The sequence below is a fragment of the Butyrivibrio sp. AE3006 genome, assembly GCF_000424165.1.
Classification (GTDB): Bacteria; Bacillota; Clostridia; order Lachnospirales; family Lachnospiraceae; genus Butyrivibrio.
Genome location: NZ_AUJJ01000020.1, coordinates 1 through 18,330 on the forward strand (window position 1 = coordinate 1; position 18,330 = coordinate 18,330).

An 18,330-nucleotide genomic window follows, 5' to 3' on the forward strand; every position below is an offset into this window, starting at 1 on the left:
CAATCTGAAATAAAAAATGGTAAAACGCCCTGATTTATAGTATTATAAGAATTGGTTTGATTGTTCATGGTAATATTTTACCATGAAAAAAGAGAAGTAATTGGCTGTTTCCAGCTATTACTTCTCTTTTTTTCATGGGCTTATTATTTCACAGCCCCTTTTTACTCGTTATTAACTGCTTTCTCAATTATATTAAGAATAGTTTTGGTGGCACCCTGCTGATTGGATGCGCTCATGTTCTGAATATATTTTTCTCTGTTTACATAGACATCAAAGATGCTCTCAACAAGTATATCCTCATCAAGCTCCTCGTTATCAATCACAAGAGAAAAGCCTTGCTGTTCAAAGGATTTAGCATTTATGATCTGGTCTCCTCTGCTGCTCTTTGCAGAAAGAGGAATGAGGACATTGGGTTTTCTAAGAGCTGCCAGCTCGCAGATGGCATTGGCACCTGCTCTTGATACCACAACGTCAGCCATTGCGAAGATATCCTTCATCTCATTTTTTACATATTCAAACTGCTTGTAGCCCTCTACGTTGAGCTTAAGATTATCCATCTTATCCTTGCCGCAAAGGTGTACCACATTGAAATGAGGAAGGAGTCTTGGAAGTGCAAATCTGATGGTTTCATTGATGCTCTGTGCACCAAGGCTTCCGCCTGTGACCATGATGACAGGCTTGTCATCCGTAAATCCGCAAAACTTCTTGCCTGCTTCTTTTGATCCTGTAAGAAGCTCTTTCCTTATAGGTGTGCCTGTAAGTACCGCTTTATCCGCAGGAAGGAGTTCTAATGTCTCAGGGAAATTGCAGCAAATGGTTTTCGCTGATGAGAAGCTGAGCCTGTTGGCAAGTCCCGGTGTCATATCAGATTCGTGAAGTATGCAGGGAATCTTAAGGGAAGCAGCTGCTCTGATAACAGGAACGGAAACAAAGCCGCCCTTTGAGAAAACTACATCTGGCTGCAGTCTCTTAAGAAGAGTTCTTGCTTCTACAAAGCCCTTCATTACACGGAAAGGATCTGAGAAGTTCTTGGGATCAAAATATCTTCTGAGCTTACCTGTAGATATGGAGTAATAAGGAATTCCAAAATCCTCTATAAGCTTTTTCTCAATTCCTGTATGGGATCCGATATAGCAGATCTCATAACCCAGCTCCTTAAGCTCCGGAATTAGAGCCATATTAGGAGTAACATGACCGGCAGTTCCGCCGCCTGTTAAAACAATTTTTTTGGACAAATCATCAACCTCCGATAGCTGCAAGTGCTTCTTCTAATGCATAAGAGAGCTGATCAGGACAAGATGTGCTCTTAAATCCGCATTTGATACCGCGAAGCTTTGCGATGGCATCGTGAGCATCCATACCCTCTACAAGTCTTGCAACGCCCTGGGTATTGCCGCTGCATCCGTTTACGAAAGAAACGGATTTTACAATAGAGCCATCAAGCTCCACATTTATAGCTGTGGCACAAGTGCCATGTGTTTTGTAAGTCATTGTGTGTTACCTCTGTTAAAATGATGTTTTTTCCATTAAGCTTTCTACTTTTTTCCAGTATTTATCAGGATCTATTCTGGCACCCTGTACATGGTCTGAGCCAAGTATCAGGCAGTACTGCTTGGGAGCAGCACATTTTTCATACAGATGAGCGCACATCTGAGGATCGATCACTGTATCCTCATCGCCGTGTATGAAAAGAGTGGGTGTCTTGGAACGTGCGACTGCATCAAGCACGTTTACTTTGTCGATATCATAACCGCAACGCAGCTTTACAAGAATCCTTATGATGAAAAGTGCAAGGCCTGTAGGCATCCAGCCGCCGATATTTTTCTTATAAACATCTGCAAATTCCTTGGGAAGAGTGGTGTAGCTGCTGTCAGAAACTGCCATTATAACCTGATTTGGCAGATGCTCTCCTGTGGTCATAAGAGTTGTGGCTGCTCCCATGCTTGATCCATGAAGAAGGATATGAGCATCGGGATCCTTTTTGATGATCCAGTAAATCCATTCGATAATATCAAGACGGTCAAAATAGCCATATCCGATGTAATTGCCATCGCTTTTTCCAAAACCTCTAAGATCAGGTAAAAGAACATTAATACCCATATCGTGGTAGTGTTTGCCAAAATAACTCATAAACTCGCCACTACTTCTTACACCATGTATGCAGATGGCATATTTATGAGACTCCTCTTCTGCTTTTATATAAGTTGCATGGAGATTAAGATCGTCGATTGAACGGGCGTAAACATCTTCTTTACCTTCTATCTTACTAAACCATTCTCTGGACACGCTGTCCATGGGATCTTTATCAATTTCTTCAGGAGTCTTCTGACTTGGAACTACTGAAAGGTCATATAAACGTGATGCAGCTATGACGCTTCCACCTAAAACTGCAGATGCCAGGCCGAATAATACGAAATTTCGCTTTTTACTCATGACTGTCTCCTATCTGTTTTAATGTATAGAAAATTTTAGCAAATACTAATTAATTATGCAATCAAAGGCTTATTATCGTGGCACAAATTAACGAAATATGGTATTGTAATTAATAATAATTATAATAATTATAATAATAATTAAAATATGCTTGCCGATTTTTCTAAAATTATGAGGGGCGCACAATGATAGAAAGAAAACTGGCAGAGAAATTCAGGAAGCTCTATACCGAGAATTCCCTGAAACTTAAAAACTACGAGGATCAGCTTTTTACGCTTCAGGATCCCTTTGATTGGATTCAGCTTCTCTCTGAGAGGTCTTACGTTATGCGTGAGGTTTATGCAGAGAACGAGGAGCTGATGGCTGAACTGTGGGAAAAATGCTCTGAAGAGATAACTCCCGAAGAAGCTGAGCTTTTATATGATCTTGCCATCGGATTTTTCCTTGATGGTCATCATGACTTTGTCGTCTTAACAGAATTCTGCGAACGAATTCTTCCGGTATTCATAGATATGGATGAACCGGAGTTTCTTGTCGCCATTTATCATGTTTTAGGAAGTGAATACGCGAAGTTTTATCGCTCTGTCGGTGATAAGACCGGTATGCAGACATCCCTTGATTATTTCCGTAAGTCAGTAGCTCATGCAAATCGCTACTCTCAGATATCTTCTCCGGAAGTAAGAGAGTTTATTTTTAATGATTACATGCTGCTTATAACCTATCTCTCCGGTTTCCATACAGAAAAATCCGAGAGTATAAGGCTTTATGATGAGGTATGGGCTCTTTGGAACAATGAAAATGTTCAGAGCATGGATGCGGACAATGAGACAATAAAGTCCTATTTGTCTATTGTTGATGATGCATTTATGGCAAAGAGCAAAAACATAGATATTTTATCTGAGGAAGACAGAGACAGATATCTTCAGCTCCTGTTCCAGACCTTTAAGAGAGCTGACGAAAGAAACGGAAGTGTCGAAGGATCTCCTGATTACAGGACCTGCCTTACATATAAATGGTTAAACGGAGATATTCCTTCCGAGGAAGCATTAAACGGACTTATTAAAAGTATTAATGAGCTGATTGACGTTCCTGATTTTGAGAAGGATGATCCCATTAACTTTGAGCTTGTTCTCAGACATTTTAAGTATGCCTGCACAGTGATAATGATTCTTGAAAAAATGAATCTTTCAGGTGATGAGCTCGAGGAGTGGACAGATAAGTTCCTTCCAAAATCAATGTCCATACTTGCAAATATTCCTTACAGGTTCTTTACGGGCGATATGCAGCCTATATGTGAGCAGTGGTATCATGCGGCAGAGCCTATCATTTCAAGTGAGCTTAACAAGGTTCAGTTCATTATGCAGATGATAGTAAGACGCCAGCCCTTCACATACATCCATTCCAAGATGGTGGCTAAGATAGCTACACTTATCGGACAGGAAATGCTTGAAAAGATTCCTGAGAAATTTGTGGGTGTAAGAGGCATTGAAACTGAGCAGGATGTTCAGAAGAACAAGGCTTATCTCCTATCATTTATTACCATAAGCGGACTTGTTCATGATATCGGAAAATGCTACATCCCCGATACCATCAACCGCCAGAACAGAAGCCTTAATACCAAGGAATATGCCACCATAAGAAAACATTCGGAGGTGGGCTATAAAGAAGCGCAGGGTAACGCGGCACTTAGACCCTACTCAGATATTATTTTAGGTCATCACAAGCATTATGACGGATTGCACGGATATCCTCTTGGTTTTGATAATACAGAATCACCCATACAGATCATAATAGATATCATTTCTATTGCTGATTCTGTGGAAGCCGGTACTGATACTCTTACAAGAAGTTATACCCAGGGTAAGGATTTTAAGAGACTCTTAAAAGAGCTTCAGAATGAGGCAGGAACCAGATATAATCCGGATATCGTCAAGGTTATAGAAAAAGCACCTGCACTGATAGAAGAGCTTGAAAATGTAACAGGTCAGGGCAGATACGATATTTACTACAAGGCTATGCAGGAAATCCTGGGCAGTGCAGCTGAGGAAATTCCGGTTATATAAATATGATATACTTAAGGAGCATACATGCGTTTTAGAACCAGGCTGATTATTACTTCGGCAACCATCGTTATTTTGCCCTTTATCCTGGTCGTAGCATCGTATATTTTCATACAGAAGACTTTCGTCAGTACGCCGCGAATAGCAACTTACACAATAGTTGCATTCCTGCTTATATTATTGGCGACCAGTATGATACTTACGACTTGGTTAAAAAAGGGATTTTTCGAACCGGTAAAAGAACTGAATGTAGCCATGCAGCATATTAAAGATGGAAATTTTGATTATATGCTGCCGACAGACATTGGTGACAAAGGCGAGATAGGTGAGCTTTACAGGAACTATGAAGACATGCGACTAAGGCTCAAGGAATCCGCCGATGAGAAGGTTATAAGAGAAGGTCAGAACAAGGAGCTTATAAGCAACATATCCCACGACCTAAAGACTCCCATAACTGCCATCAAGGGTTATTCCCAGGGACTTTTAGAGGGCGTAGCTGATACACCCGAGAGGCAGATGAAGTACATTCGCACCATATACAATAAGGCGAATGACATGAATAACCTCATCAATGAGCTGACACTTTATTCAAGTATCGACAACAACAGAATTCCATATAATTTTGCAAGAATTATTGTTGGAGACTATTTCGGAGATTGCATCGAAGAGATAGGAATGGAGCTTGACAGTAAGGACATAAAGCTCAATTATGCGAACCTGACCACACCGGATACACAGATAGTTGCAGATCCTGAGCAGCTAAAACGAGTGGTCAACAACATCGTAAGTAACAGTGTTAAATATCTTGGCCGTGAAGACGGATCGGGATGCATTGATATCAGAATACTAGATGAAGTAGACTCTGTCAGAGTTGAAATAGAGGATAACGGTAAAGGAATAGGTGCAGATGAGATACCGAATATCTTCGACAGATTCTACAGAACAGATGCCTCACGTAACTCAAAACAGGGAGGCAGCGGAATAGGTCTATCAATTGTTAAAAAGATTATAGAGGACCATGGGGGATATATATGGGCCACCAGTCATGAAGGCGAGGGAACCTGCATGCACTTCGTACTTAGAAAGTATCAGGAGCATCATGAAAAAGCCGAGACTGAGACCGTGGTTGAGCACGATGGATTTGAAACTATGTAAACTGCATCAAAAAAAATACTAACCAGGAGGACGCGGTATGAGCAGAATTTTGATTGTCGAAGACGAAGAAGCCATTGCTGATCTTGAAAAGGATTATTTGGAGTTATCTGATTTTGAAGTAAAGATCGAGAATTCAGGTGATGTGGGTCTGCAGACAGCACTTAGTGAGGAGTTTGATCTTGTAATCCTTGATCTCATGCTTCCCGGCATGGATGGATTCGAGGTGTGCAAACGCATCAGAGAAAAGAAGGACGTTCCTGTACTTATGGTATCAGCTAAAAAGGATGATATCGATAAGATCAGGGGACTTGGTCTTGGAGCAGATGATTATATCACCAAGCCCTTCAGCCCTTCAGAGCTGGTTGCAAGAGTAAAAGCTCACATGGCTCGCTATTCAAGACTTGTAGGAAGCGGACATGAGTCCAATGACGTTGTGGAGATCAGAGGTCTTCGCATCGACAAGACTGCAAGAAGAGTTTATGTGGACGGAGCTGAGAAGAGTTTCACCACCAAGGAATTTGATCTTCTCACATTCCTTGCAGAGAATCCCAACCACGTATTTACCAAGGAAGAGCTCTTCCGTAAGATCTGGAATATGGATTCCATCGGTGATATTGCTACAGTAACTGTGCATATCAAGAAGATCAGAGAGAAAATTGAATTTGATACCAGCAATCCTCAGTACATAGAGACTATCTGGGGCGTTGGCTATAGATTTAAGGTATGAGTCCTATAGAAATATTATATGAAGATGACGATATTCTTGTGTGCGTAAAGCCTGCAGGAGTAGCTGTTCAGAGCAGAAATGTCACTATTCCGGACATGGAGACTGCCCTTAGATCACAGATAATCAGAAGCGGTAAGTTTAAGAATAAGTCCACTACCCTTCATGTGATTCACAGACTGGATCAGCCTGTAGAGGGAATCCTTGTATTTGGAAGAACCAAGAAGGCAGCAGCTTCTCTAAGTACTCAGGTTCATGACGGCGGAGCTATGGATAAGCATTATCTTGCGGTTATATGCGGATCATTTCCTGAGGATCAGCGGCAGGGTGAACTCTGCGACTATATGTACAGGGATGCAGCGAGTAAGAGCGCTGTTATTGTGGATTCATCGGATGTCGATGCGGGGAAGATACCCGAGGATGCCAAAAAGAGTACCCTTACCTACAGGGTAGTATCTCAGAAGGACATCAGTGATATATCCGTAAATAATGTGGTGGATTTTGCAACGGATAAGGATTCTTCTGCTGAAGAAATCTCTCTTGTGGATATCCATCTCCATACAGGAAGATTCCATCAGATAAGAGCCCAGTTCTCTCATGCAGGCCATCCCCTTCTTGGAGACAGAAGATACTGCACAGCAGACAGCGACGAGCTCTCCGCAAGACTACGTGTAAAAAACGTAGCCCTTTGCGCATACAGATTATCCTTTGACCATCCGTCAACTGGTAAGAGGATGGAATTTACGATAGAACCTAAGGGCGAGATTTTTGGTGAATTTACAAACGAATAAAAATATTTAAGGCAGCGTGCTAGGAATTGCACGCTGCCTTATTCGTCATCTACTATATCATCTGCTATACAGCCGAGAGCTTTTGCGATACTTCGTACTATATGGTACTGGGCTCTTGAGATATCTCTTTTACGCTGCTCGTAGGCACATATAGTTTCTACAGAAATTCCTGCCTTTTTTGCGAGTTCTTCCTGTGAGAGTCCGGAAAGTTTTCTTATTCTGGCAAGCCTTGTATCCGGCTGCAGTTTATGTATTGTTAGCTGTTCATTTTTCATCTTGTAATTTTATCCTATAACTGATTACATGTTATGAAGATTAATCGCTTCGATAGTATTGTTAATGGCATTATGTATGAGTTTTTGTTCATCCTTCGACATGGAGGAGACTTTTCTTATGCTGTCTTTGACATCGTCTGACTCAGAAATTCCAAAAAGAATATAATCGCTGGATATATGAAGAATTTCGCAAAGGCGCATAAGCGTAGGAACGGAGATACCGCTGGCTCCTCTTTCTACATCAGAAATATACTGGGTCGAAAGATCCAGTTTTTCGGCCAAAACTTCCTGAGTCAAACCTATTCTCTCACGAGCAATATGTATTCTTTTTCCTATTTCAACGTTTTCTTTTTTCTTAACCACAACGCCACCTATTAGCTACTCTTATATAGATTTTATGTAAATGTAGTTTACAATTTAATCCGCTTTAACCCTTATTAATAAGGGTAATACACTTAGTATTAAAAATATTTTTAATTTTGTTCTATTTATGCTATGAGCGGAGGATAAATATAGAGGCAGAGGATATTTATAACATAGGTCAGGGTATATGTGAGACTGAAGTCTTACTAAAGCCCAATTGGTAGTGTCAAATGATTTATGGAAGGTCGGTCAATCATTAGCTGCTTTTTAGTTTTTTACAGTTGCTGTTTTGAATTACGTGGGTATCGTGAAAAACAATATTTATCCACGTAAGAAAATCAGGAAATGGTGAAGTGGATTACGGGGATGAATGGGAAAATGTGATTTATCCACGTAAGAATGGCGGAAAAAAGGCTCAGGATTACGGGGGTGCTTAGAGAAATGAGATTCATCCACGTAAGAATGGCGATAAAATGGCTAAAAATTACGGGGATGAAAAAAGAAAAACAATATTTTACCCGTAATAAAACAGGGAGATATAGGAAATATAAATATGTAATTTCAAATATAAACTTGAAATAAAAAAACAATTAAGACTTTTTAGGCCGCATAAATACTAGGACTGTAGTACCATCACAAATTTGACACACAAAGACAGATAAATTTAAAATTGATAGTATCAGACAGATATAGAAGCTGTCACAAAGTATAAGTATCCTGTCGCGAGGTGATAGTATGCGTTTAAAGTGGTACTACGGTACTGCACTAAGCGCAGGACATTTTTTTTATGAAGGGAGAATGATTATCTATGAGGAAACGATTAGGAAGAAAACTGTCGATGCTCCTGGCAACAGCACTGACAGTAGCAAACGTTGGCGCACTTACGCCAATGACAGCTTTAGCAAGAGAGTTAGAAGTTGGATGGTCTATAGAAGATCAGACTGCAGATGATCCTGCAACATATGTTGGTGAAGAGTATGATGTATTGTATTATCTTGGAGATGAAGCAGATGATGTTCATATGGCTCTTGTGGAAGTAGGAGGGACAACTGCAAATCCTACTTACGATATATTAAATGAAGTTACTGATACTTTAGTTTCTGAAGGTGATATACCGGCTACTGAAGTAGGAAAAGTAAAATATGCAGTATATAGTAAGGAAGAAGCATCACAATTTACTGAAGCAGATTTAACTGCTGCTAATCTTGTGTCAACAAAAGAAGTTACTATTTCTTCTGCTGTAACAGGATTTACAGCGGTACCTGGCCACTCTGTTTTGTATAAGAATGGTGCTACAACAAGCATAAAAGCAACAGTAACAGTCACTGCTCCATATTATAATTGGAATGCAGCAGTGTATGATGCTAATGATACCGAATATGAGACTCCTGTCACAGGATTCACAATAGGCCAGGCTACCCCTGTAGCAGCTGAATCCACAGAGACGAAAAAAGTATTTACTGTTTCGGTTGGTACAAATAGTGCTGTTATAGGTGATTATGTAGTCAGAGCTACAGTAGCAGATAAGGCTGTTAATATACCAATTACTGTAGTTGATGCAGTAAAAATTACAGATGGAGAGTACTCAGGACATACTGTACAGTCGGAAGATTTGTATCCTGGTGATATATTAGATCTTAATGCATATTTTGATAGAACCAAAGACAGTGATGCTGTTAAGTGGGCAACCAGCAATTCAGATATTGCAACGGTTGATGAGTCAGGTACGGTCACAGCAGTAGCAGCAGGTGATGCCAAAATCTATGTAGATCTTGGACTTGGAGATAATGTAGAAAGTCTTAATGATAATTATAAGTTTATCATCAATGTATTAGCACCAGATTTTGAAGTGATGATGGATGAAGAAGATCCTATACCAGTAGGAGAGACAGCTAAGATTAAAGCTATGTATGGTAGTACAGATATTTCAAAACTGGTTGAATGGTCTAGTAATAATAATGCAGTAGCTACTGTTGATGATAATGGAATTATCACCGCAGTATCAGCAGGAACAGCAGTTATTCAGGCTGAGTACGATAGCGAAAGACGCACAAAGACAGTAACAGTTGTGGAATCTGCAGCTACAACTCCAATCACATATGCAGTTCAACCGGGTACAGCAAGATTGCATACAGGTGAAACACTCCAGATGAAGCTCATGGCAGGTGGTGAAGAGTACTCAGGAAATGTTCAGTGGGAAGTAATCCAGGGTCTTAACTTTGACGATGACGATAATGATCCGGGAGATATTGCAACAGATGCTACTATTTCAAGATCTGGTCTTTTCAAAGCTGGAACAAAGACTACATTAGAATTACATCCTGTAACAGTAGAAGCAACATATGTTAATGAAAACGGTGATGTTACTACTGCAAGTGCTGTAGTAACAGTAGTAGATAACCGTGATTACTACTGGGAAGCAGAAGTTGATGAAGAGCATGCAGAAGATTTCACACGGGTTTCTGATGCAACATATAAAGCAAATCTTATACTCAAGGATCATATTACAGTAACTCCTATATATGATGGCAGAGAAATTACAAACGGAGCATGGAGTGTTGATAACGGAACATCCGTAAGAGTTAATAACGGTGTAATCACAGCTATCGCAGTAGGTGATTCTATTGTGCAATATGGTTATGACCTTGATCACAGCGGTGATATCGAAGCAGCTGAAATTCTTACGATAAACGTTACCGTTGCAGCAGAAGAGCTTGTTATTACATCAGAAGATGGCATAATCTTAGAGGAAGGCGCAAACCTTCAGCTTGGAGCTATGTTTGGTAGAGATGATGTTACAGCAAGCTCAAGAATTAAGTGGGATAGTGATAACAAGGCTGTTGCTACTGTTGATGCAAAGGGTAAAGTAACAGGTAAAAAACGCGGAGCAGCAGAAATCACTGCCACATATTATGCTGTAAATGGAGAAACTGTTCTTGATACAGATACAATTGAAATCGAAGTAATCACAATCGAAGAGGCTACAGAAGCAGCTCTTAAAGCTACAAAGGCAGCAAATGAAGCAGCAGAAGCAGCAAATGAAGCAGCACAGAAGGCTGATGAAGCAGCTAAGGCAGCAGATGAAAACGCTACAGCTGATACAATTGCAGCAGCAAAGGATGCAGCACAGAAGGCTGAAGAAGCAGCTAAGAAGGCTGAGGATGCAGCAAAAGTAGCAGAAGCAGCAGCAGAAACCTGCGTGACAAATACTGAGGCTGCAAAGGATGCAGAGGCAGCAGCAGAGGCAGCTGGTGAAGCAGCTAAGTCAGCAACTACAGCATCAAAGACAGCTACAGCTTCAGCAACAGCAGCTCAGAAGAAGATTGACGATGCAGCAGCTAAGAAGGCTGAGGAAGAAAAGAAGGCTGCTGAAGAAGCAGCTAAGAAGGATGGTTCTGCACCCGGAGCACCTGCACCTGTAGGTAATGCACTTAAGGATGCAGACGGCAATCCTACCGGATTTGAAGTAACAAACTCAGAGGCAGGAAATGCAGAAGTAGCTTATGTAGGTAATGCTGCAGATCTTGCAAAGAGCGGAACACTTACAATTCCTAAGACCACCAAGGATCAGAGCGGAAATACTTATAAAGTAACTTCTGTAAAGAAGCGTGCTTTGAAGGGAGCCAAGGCTAAGAAGGTAGTATTCTCTGAGAATATTAAGGACTTTGGCGAGTACATCGTTAAGGATAGCAGTATTAAGACTGTTGTTATAAATGTTAAGAAGAATGCCAAGATAAAGAGCTATAAGTTCAGAAAGGGCTGCTTCAGGACAGGAAAGAAGCTTACTGTTAAGGTTAAGTCTTCCAGCAAGGAAACAAAAGCGACCTTTACAAAGAAGCTTGATAACAAGAAGTTTGTCATTAAGAGTAAGACAACCTGGAAATAATTTACTCCATCATAAGTGAGTTATCTCGTGTGACATCACTTTCTAAATGGAAGGGCAGGCCGTTGGGCCTGCCCTTTCATGCAAATTGTATTAAGGAAGAAAATATGATAGATGTGCTGGATAAGATTACAAAACTGAAAGATCAGAAGGGGTGGACCAGTTATAAATTGGCAAAAAAAGCAGGCATCCCGCAGTCCACTATTTCTACATGGTACGCTAAAGGCAGAGCTCCCACCATAGTGGATCTAGAGAAAATCTGCGATGCACTAAATATATCCTTAGCTGAATTCTTTAAGGAAGAATCAAAGGGGACAAAATTTAGTAAAAGGCGAAAGAAGATGGGGATATCGCTGAAAAAACTATCTGAAGTAGCAGATATTGATTTTGAACTTTTGCAGGCCTATGAAAGTGGTAAAAAAGATATATCCAGCGAACAGTTCAGGGTAGTTAAGAAACTTGCAGATGTCCTATTGTGTACAACAGAAGATATTGTCGACTAGAAAAAAGCGCTACCTACCAACCTGGCATGTAGCGCTTTATTTTTGTAGTATTTAGCCTTTTTCATGGGACTCGAGAATACCTTTCTCTGATAAATAATTACTGATAATACCGGAAAAGTATTCAGCTCGCTCAATCTTTTAACATAATTCTGGTTAAAATACGATATTATTCCACTGTGCTTGCTACTATCAAATCTTTATTTTGAAAGATCTTTTACGCTACTGTCCATAATATAATTCCTTCTTTGTCGATGTTCTTATAAAAAGGAAGAGTAGTCTTCCATTCAAGATACTGCTCCATTTCAATGGGAACCACCGATAATGTTACTGCAAGATCCAACTCATAATCAACAACAATGTCTATCATTTTGTCATGTAGGTCGTCCGGGTTTTCATTCTTTAGGATAAGGGCAATGTCTACGTCTGATTCGGAAGTTTGTTCTCCTCTTGCATAAGAGCCATAAAGTACAATTCTATATAATGAATCGCCGTATAATTTATGTAACTTCCCGCACATTCGGGTCAGTGCTCGCATAAGTGTAGGATTGGTTTGGCAGATTTGGTTCTTCTTGCGCCAGTTCTTGAAGTTGCCTGACTTTAAGCGTCTGTCATCAGGGTACTCAGTTCCTTTGGGGATAACCCACTGATTACCTAACTTTTCGCCAGAAAGTTTACCATTGATAAGCATCCTGCGGATATTACCGGGATCCTTGCCAGTCAATCTGGAGTATTCAGTTACAGTCATATAGTTCAACATGGTGAATAACTCCTTTCAAAAAATACAATAACACAATAGCGTGTAAATGTCAAAAATGATGTTGCCAAAAAAACAGGATTAACCAGCTTTTGTTACTGATTAATCCTGTTTCTATTACAAAATACTTACGATTCTCGAACAGGATCACACCTCAACCGGTGCGTTTGCCTGATCGGGAATTTCAACCTCTTTAATGGAAGGATCAATGTCATGGAAAAAGGATCTTGTCTTAGTAAGACCAATCTTTGCGTCCTCAAACTCCCAAATGAACTGCGGCGGGATGTTTTCACGGCCATACATCTGGATTCTTCCTGCGTAGGCGTGAATGATGCTTACATATTTTTTATCAAGCTCGTAATTTCTTAAAATCTCTCTGCGAAGACGTGGACGATTAGCCACAAATTTCCTGATATCCATCTTAAGGTCAAGAGGAAGCTCCTGCTCTCTGTCGTGGACTGCCTGCAGATATTTATCATAGGTCTCATCATCAACCTTCTTGAAATGATCTTCATATTCAAAGCAGGCTGCTCCGTCAGGAAGATCAAGTCTTACTCTTCCGTCTCCGTAAACTTCTTCAATTTTTGCCACAACCTGTGGTACTAGCGGCTTTCCATTATAATCTAAAATGATGATCTTATCACCCGGTTTGTATTTACTCATAATAATCTCCTCAAATCAGTACCACCCTCACTTTGCATAAAAAACTATATTCCTAAAATCCGCTGATTTCAAGGCTTTTCCCTCTTTTTTAAGACCTTTTCATTTTTTTTAAGAAATAATAAATCTTTTAGGTTGTTTTTAGGTTGACTTTGTATTATTGCATCAGAACAAAGGAAATGACTCACAGAAAACGAGGGCAAAAATGAGCGGATTTAAAGATACTTTTCAGAGATATGAAACTAAATATCTGTTGGAGGATTTTCAGTACAGAGCATTAAGAGAGCGACTTGAGGGCATGGCTCAAGTCGATGATTACGGGAAAACCTCCATCTTAAACATATATTATGACACACCGGATTTTTCACTTATAAAAAGATCATTGGAAAAGCCTGTATACAAGGAAAAGCTAAGGCTCAGAACCTACGGGATTCCGGAAGATGACACAAGAGCTTTTATAGAGATCAAGAAAAAATATAAAGGCATCGTATATAAGAGAAGAATCGGAATGAAATACCAGGATGCGATCTCCTACTTAAATGAAGGAGAGGCTGCAAAAGAACAGTCCCAGATATCAAACGAAATTGATTATTTTAAGAATTACTACAAGGGACTGGGGCCTGCAATGGCAATATCCTACGATAGGATAGCAATGGCGGGAATCGAAGATAAGGAGCTTCGAATAACCTTTGATGAGAATATCAGATGGCGTGTTGATCATCTTGATCTTAAAAGGGGAAATGTTGGGAATGAGATTTTAAAGCCGGGACAAAGGCTTATGGAACTTAAGATAGCAGGCGCCATGAGCGTAGAGATGGCCCACATTCTTGATGAGATAGGAATCAGGCAGACATCTTTTTCAAAATACGGAAGAGGATATGTGGATTACATGTGTCCGGAAGGCCGGGTAGCAGTTAATTATGAAAACAAAAGTATCGGTAAGATTTTTCTTACAGCTTGATCAGGAAAAGGAGATTTGAAATGTCTACATTATTATTTGAAAGCATTATGGAAGCAGGTACAATTACAGGAGCCTCATTTTTTGCAGCAACCCTTTGCTCTTTGGCAATCGGTGTTTATATAGCATTTATGGCAAATATCAAGGGAAGCACATCTAAGAGCATGACCATAACTTTGGCACTTTTACCCGCAATCGTACAGCTGGTTATCATGCTGGTAAATGGTAATATCGGCGCAGGTATCGCAGTTGCGGGAGCCTTCAGCCTTGTAAGATTCAGATCACAGCCGGGCTCTGGACAGGATATCACAAACATCTTCCTTGCTATGGCAGTAGGCCTTGCAACAGGAATGGGATACATCGGACTTGCACTTGTATTTGCGGTTATTATCACAATAGCTAACCTTGTTCTTAAGATCTTTGATTTTGGCGGAATGGGAGCAGAGGTAAGAACAGTTAAGATTACAGTACCTGAGAGCCTTGATTTCGAGGGAATTTTCGATGATGTTTTTGCAAGATATACAACAAATGCAACACTTAACGAAGTAAAGACCACAGGAATGGGCAGCCTTTATAAGCTCTCCTACGATGTAACTATGAGAAGAGGCGCTTCAACAAAGGCAATGATCGATGAGATGAGACTTAGAAACGGCAACCTTGAGATTTCCTTCTCAAGACCGGTTGCAGCAGTAGCTGAAGGAATTTGATAAAAGAAAGGCAGGCGGGGTGCATATACAAATTATAGAGAGTATGTGCCCCTTTCTGATTTAGGTATAGATTATGAAAAAGAAAACTTTATTTGCAATTTTTGCAACAGGAATGGTTCTGGGTGTTGGCGCCGCTGCCTGCGGAGCTTCATCATCAGCAAAGCAGACAGAAAACGAAGAGACAGTATCTGCAGAAGTGACTGATAGTGCTTTGGACAGCGAAGAAGCAGATAATACTGATGACTTGGAGAACAGCACATCAGATACGGCAGATAATGTTGTTAATGCCAGTACAGACACTACTTCAATCGGAGCTGTTACATCGGTATCTGACCTGGACTTTTCAAGTATGTTCACTGACAGAGACTCTGACTACAGCTATGATGAGAGCTCATCAGCTAAAATTATTTTAAGCGGCAGCAGCGCAGAGTGTGAAGGCAGCGGCGTAAGCATTGATGGAACCACCATAACGATTACTGCTGAGGGTACATATATTGTCAGCGGAACTTTGGATGACGGCCAGATAATTGTGGATGCAGGAGATAACGATAAGGTTCAGATAGTCCTTGATGGCGCATCAATAACTAATGACGACAGCGCCTGCATTTTTGTAAGTAATGCGGATAAGGTATTTTTAACTCTTGCAGATGGCAGTGAAAATAACCTTTCTGATACAGGAGCTGAGTATGTTCAGGAAGACGATTCCGTAAACGTGGACGGTGTTGTTTTCAGCAGGGACGATATCACAGTTAACGGAAGCGGAACTCTTAATATAAATGCATCCTACGCAAACGGCATTGTAGGCAAAGATGATGTGAAGTTTACAGGCGGAACCATCAATATCACAGCTACAGGAAATGCCATAGAGGGCAAGGACTCTGTAAGAATTAAGGATGGCACCTTTAATCTCACAAGCGGATCAGAGAAGGACGGCATTCATACAAGCAATGAAGAGGAAGCCGGCAAAGGATATATCTATATAGAGGGCGGCGATTTTGAAATTGCAGCTAAAGATGACGGTATTCACGCTGCCACAGTTCTCTATATAGCAGGCGGAAATATCAATGTAACAGAGAGCTACGAAGGCTTAGAGGGAGACACCATTGATGTAACAGGTGGAACTATTTCAGTAGTAGCAAGCGATGACGGTCTTAATGCATCAACTAGTACCTCTCAGGATGAATTCGGATTCGGAAATATGGGCGGAGGTATGGAATATGATGAAAATGCTTATATCCACATCTATGGCGGAGAGCTTTATGTAAATGCAGCAGGAGATGGCATAGATTCAAACGGAGATCTGTATGTTGACGGCGGTTATGTAGTCGTAGACGGACCTGAAAATGACGGCAACGGTTCTCTAGATAAGGGCGGAAGCGCTTATATTTCGGGAGGCACAGTCATAGCAGTAGGATCAGGCGGAATGGCTGAGACCTTCAGTTCTGATTCGCAGCAGTACTCGATATTGTATGGCTTTGAAACTACTTTGTCTGCAGGAGATGTGGTCACTATTACTGACAGTACAGGCACAGAGCTTCTTAGCTATACTCTTAATAAAACAGCAGCATCAATAGTATTTAGCAGCTCAGATCTTACAGAGGGCGAATACACGGTTACAGCAGGTGATACAACAGATACCATTACAGTAAGCGACAAAGCTACAACCGCAGGTCAGACAGGCGGCATGATGGGCGGCCCCGGAGGTGGTCACGGTAATGGAGGAGAAAGACCACAGATGCAGGATGGCGAAAGACCTGAGATGCCTGATGGAGAAATGCCCCAGATGCAGGACGGCGAAGCACCTCAGGCTCCTGATGGTGGAAACAGTTCAGAATCCGGTTCAACAGAAGGTTAAATGTGGTTATAACAGTCCTTGTTTTTTATAAAAAACGGGGACTGTTTTTGTTTACAAAGCGGTCGAAATAGTGATAGAAATTAATTATGAAAAAGTTTCTCATCACCGTTTTGACGGCAACCATTTTACTTAATATTCTGGCTATATTTTGGCAGGGCTTTGCAGATGCCTACTCTGCTTATGTTTTCCCGATCTGGGTAGGAACACTTGGCAGGCTCACTTCTCTTGCGCCAATTTCCGTAGGCGAAATAATGATTTTAGTGGGAGTTTTCTGGGTTTTTATTTTTGTTTTAGGTTTATGTGCAATACTTATAAACAGGAACAAGACCTTTAGAAGTGTTTATTTGGGATATTGCAAGGCTACAGCAGGAGTTCTTATTATCATTTCCTGTATCATGACCTTGAACTGCTTTATAAACTATAGAACTACACCCATTGCAGAGGATTCCTTTGAAAAAAGGGAATTTACAGTATCTGAACTGGCAGAGCTGCGGGACTATATTGTAAATAAATGTAATGAGCTGGCACAGGAGATGGACAGGGACGAAGAAGGAAATGTGATCTATTTATCGGAAGATGGAACGGTCCTTACTGAGAGCGATATGAAAAAGGTGGCAGCAGATTCCATGAGAGGAATATCCGATAGCTTTCCTAAGCTTTCAGGATTCTATGTGACTCCAAAGCCTCTGTTTTTCTCAGGCTTTGTATCCCAGCAGTACATGCAGGGGTATTATTTTCCTTTTTCTATGGAAGCAAATTACAATACCATTATGTATATCACAAATAAGCCCTTTACCATGTGCCATGAGCTTTCTCACACAAGAAGCTATATTATGGAGGATGAAGCCAATTTCCTTGCTTATCTTGCCTGCACAAAGTCAGAGGATAAGTTTTTCAGATACAGCGGTTACATGGGCGTTCTTAATTATGTGAACAATGCCTTTTATAAAAATGTTTCCAAGGAAGAGTATAAGAGCCATGTGAAGCCTTCGGAGCTTGTAAGGCATGACAATATTTTCCTTGCAGAGGAGGACTGGAAAAAGGTTGAAAACGAAGCAGTCCTTTCAACGGAAACGGTAAAAAAGGCAGCAGACACCTTTGTGGATACAACCCTTAAGGCAAATGGAATAAATGACGGAAAGGCCAGCTACAACAGAGTTGTTGAACTGATGCTGCTTGACTATTACGAATAGAAATATGATTTTTGGA

At 40.7% G+C, this 18,330-nt stretch carries 17 protein-coding genes; 10 read left to right on the top strand and 7 right to left on the bottom strand.

The genetic code is table 11. The features are described from left to right. Positions 1–161 precede the first annotated feature (161 nt). Genes G603_RS0110895 through G603_RS20055 form a run of 3 tightly spaced genes read right to left on the bottom strand, consistent with a single transcriptional unit; the run spans position 162 to position 2,433 of the window. Positions 162–1,235, bottom strand: coding sequence for an undecaprenyldiphospho-muramoylpentapeptide beta-N-acetylglucosaminyltransferase (locus tag G603_RS0110895; protein ID WP_026524528.1), 1,074 nt, complete (start codon positions 1,233–1,235; stop codon positions 162–164). Between the two features lie 4 nt (positions 1,236–1,239). Then, on the bottom strand, positions 1,240–1,491 hold the full coding sequence (locus G603_RS0110900) for a TIGR03905 family TSCPD domain-containing protein (protein ID WP_026495469.1): 252 nt from the start codon (positions 1,489–1,491) through the stop codon (positions 1,240–1,242). Positions 1,492–1,506: 15 nt separating this feature from the next. After that, on the bottom strand, positions 1,507–2,433 hold the full coding sequence (locus G603_RS20055; protein ID WP_051207742.1) for an alpha/beta hydrolase: 927 nt from the start codon (positions 2,431–2,433) through the stop codon (positions 1,507–1,509). 185 nt (positions 2,434–2,618) lie between these two features. Between G603_RS20055 and G603_RS0110910 the strand changes: the two genes are divergently transcribed. The 4 genes from G603_RS0110910 to G603_RS0110925 are packed head-to-tail and all read left to right on the top strand — an operon-like array spanning position 2,619 to position 7,163. Beyond that, positions 2,619–4,496: an HD-GYP domain-containing protein gene (locus tag G603_RS0110910; protein ID WP_026670250.1), complete on the top strand. Its 1,878-nt coding sequence runs from the start codon at positions 2,619–2,621 to the stop codon at positions 4,494–4,496. A 24-nt stretch (positions 4,497–4,520) separates the two neighbouring features. Beyond that, complete coding sequence (locus G603_RS20060) at positions 4,521–5,648, top strand: sensor histidine kinase (RefSeq protein WP_051197891.1); 1,128 nt, start codon at positions 4,521–4,523, stop codon at positions 5,646–5,648. Positions 5,649–5,685: 37 nt separating this feature from the next. Continuing rightward, on the top strand, positions 5,686–6,375 hold the full coding sequence (locus G603_RS0110920; protein ID WP_026495471.1) for a response regulator transcription factor: 690 nt from the start codon (positions 5,686–5,688) through the stop codon (positions 6,373–6,375). Beyond that, positions 6,372–7,163, top strand: coding sequence for an RluA family pseudouridine synthase (locus tag G603_RS0110925; RefSeq protein ID WP_026670251.1), 792 nt, complete (start codon positions 6,372–6,374; stop codon positions 7,161–7,163). The genes G603_RS0110920 and G603_RS0110925 overlap by 4 nt, the downstream gene beginning before the upstream one ends. A 38-nt stretch (positions 7,164–7,201) precedes the next feature. Here G603_RS0110925 and G603_RS0110930 read toward each other — a convergent pair whose 3' ends face one another. Beyond that, entirely contained in the window at positions 7,202–7,438 is a 237-nt protein-coding gene (locus G603_RS0110930; RefSeq protein ID WP_026670252.1) for a helix-turn-helix domain-containing protein, read from the bottom strand. Between the two features lie 24 nt (positions 7,439–7,462). After that, a complete protein-coding gene (locus G603_RS20065; RefSeq protein ID WP_051207744.1) occupies positions 7,463–7,801 on the bottom strand; it encodes a helix-turn-helix domain-containing protein in 339 nt (112 codons plus the stop codon). An 808-nt stretch (positions 7,802–8,609) separates the two neighbouring features. Between G603_RS20065 and G603_RS21540 the strand changes: the two genes are divergently transcribed. After that, a complete protein-coding gene (locus tag G603_RS21540) occupies positions 8,610–11,687 on the top strand; it encodes an Ig-like domain-containing protein (protein WP_081669903.1) in 3,078 nt (1,025 codons plus the stop codon). 104 nt (positions 11,688–11,791) lie between these two features. Next, the gene (locus G603_RS21545) at positions 11,792–12,187 is read left to right on the top strand and encodes a helix-turn-helix domain-containing protein (RefSeq protein ID WP_051207749.1); all 396 of its coding nucleotides are present in this window, start codon (positions 11,792–11,794) and stop codon (positions 12,185–12,187) included. A gap of 214 nt (positions 12,188–12,401) precedes the next feature. Here the strand turns inward: G603_RS21545 and G603_RS21550 are convergent, their stop codons facing one another. Together G603_RS21550 and G603_RS0110970 are read right to left on the bottom strand one after the other, a co-directional pair. After that, positions 12,402–12,944 (bottom strand): nucleotidyltransferase domain-containing protein, encoded by a 543-nt coding sequence (locus G603_RS21550; protein WP_051207751.1) that lies wholly within the window; start codon positions 12,942–12,944, stop codon positions 12,402–12,404. A gap of 144 nt (positions 12,945–13,088) precedes the next feature. After that, positions 13,089–13,604: a hypothetical protein gene (locus G603_RS0110970; protein ID WP_026524533.1), complete on the bottom strand. Its 516-nt coding sequence runs from the start codon at positions 13,602–13,604 to the stop codon at positions 13,089–13,091. A 202-nt stretch (positions 13,605–13,806) separates the two neighbouring features. Here G603_RS0110970 and G603_RS0110975 point away from each other — a divergent pair, with 202 nt between their 5' ends. From G603_RS0110975 to G603_RS20090, 4 genes are all read left to right on the top strand, one after another. Continuing rightward, positions 13,807–14,562 carry a polyphosphate polymerase domain-containing protein gene (locus tag G603_RS0110975; RefSeq protein WP_026670254.1) on the top strand — a complete coding sequence of 252 codons (756 nt, stop codon included), beginning with the start codon at positions 13,807–13,809 and terminating at the stop codon, positions 14,560–14,562. A gap of 20 nt (positions 14,563–14,582) precedes the next feature. Then, the gene (locus G603_RS0110980; RefSeq protein WP_026670255.1) at positions 14,583–15,266 is read left to right on the top strand and encodes a DUF4956 domain-containing protein; all 684 of its coding nucleotides are present in this window, start codon (positions 14,583–14,585) and stop codon (positions 15,264–15,266) included. Positions 15,267–15,339: 73 nt separating this feature from the next. Then, positions 15,340–17,121 carry a carbohydrate-binding domain-containing protein gene (locus tag G603_RS20085; RefSeq protein WP_051207753.1) on the top strand — a complete coding sequence of 594 codons (1,782 nt, stop codon included), beginning with the start codon at positions 15,340–15,342 and terminating at the stop codon, positions 17,119–17,121. Positions 17,122–17,207: 86 nt separating this feature from the next. Further along, positions 17,208–18,314 (top strand): DUF3810 domain-containing protein, encoded by a 1,107-nt coding sequence (locus tag G603_RS20090; protein WP_051207755.1) that lies wholly within the window; start codon positions 17,208–17,210, stop codon positions 18,312–18,314. Positions 18,315–18,330 lie beyond the last annotated feature (16 nt).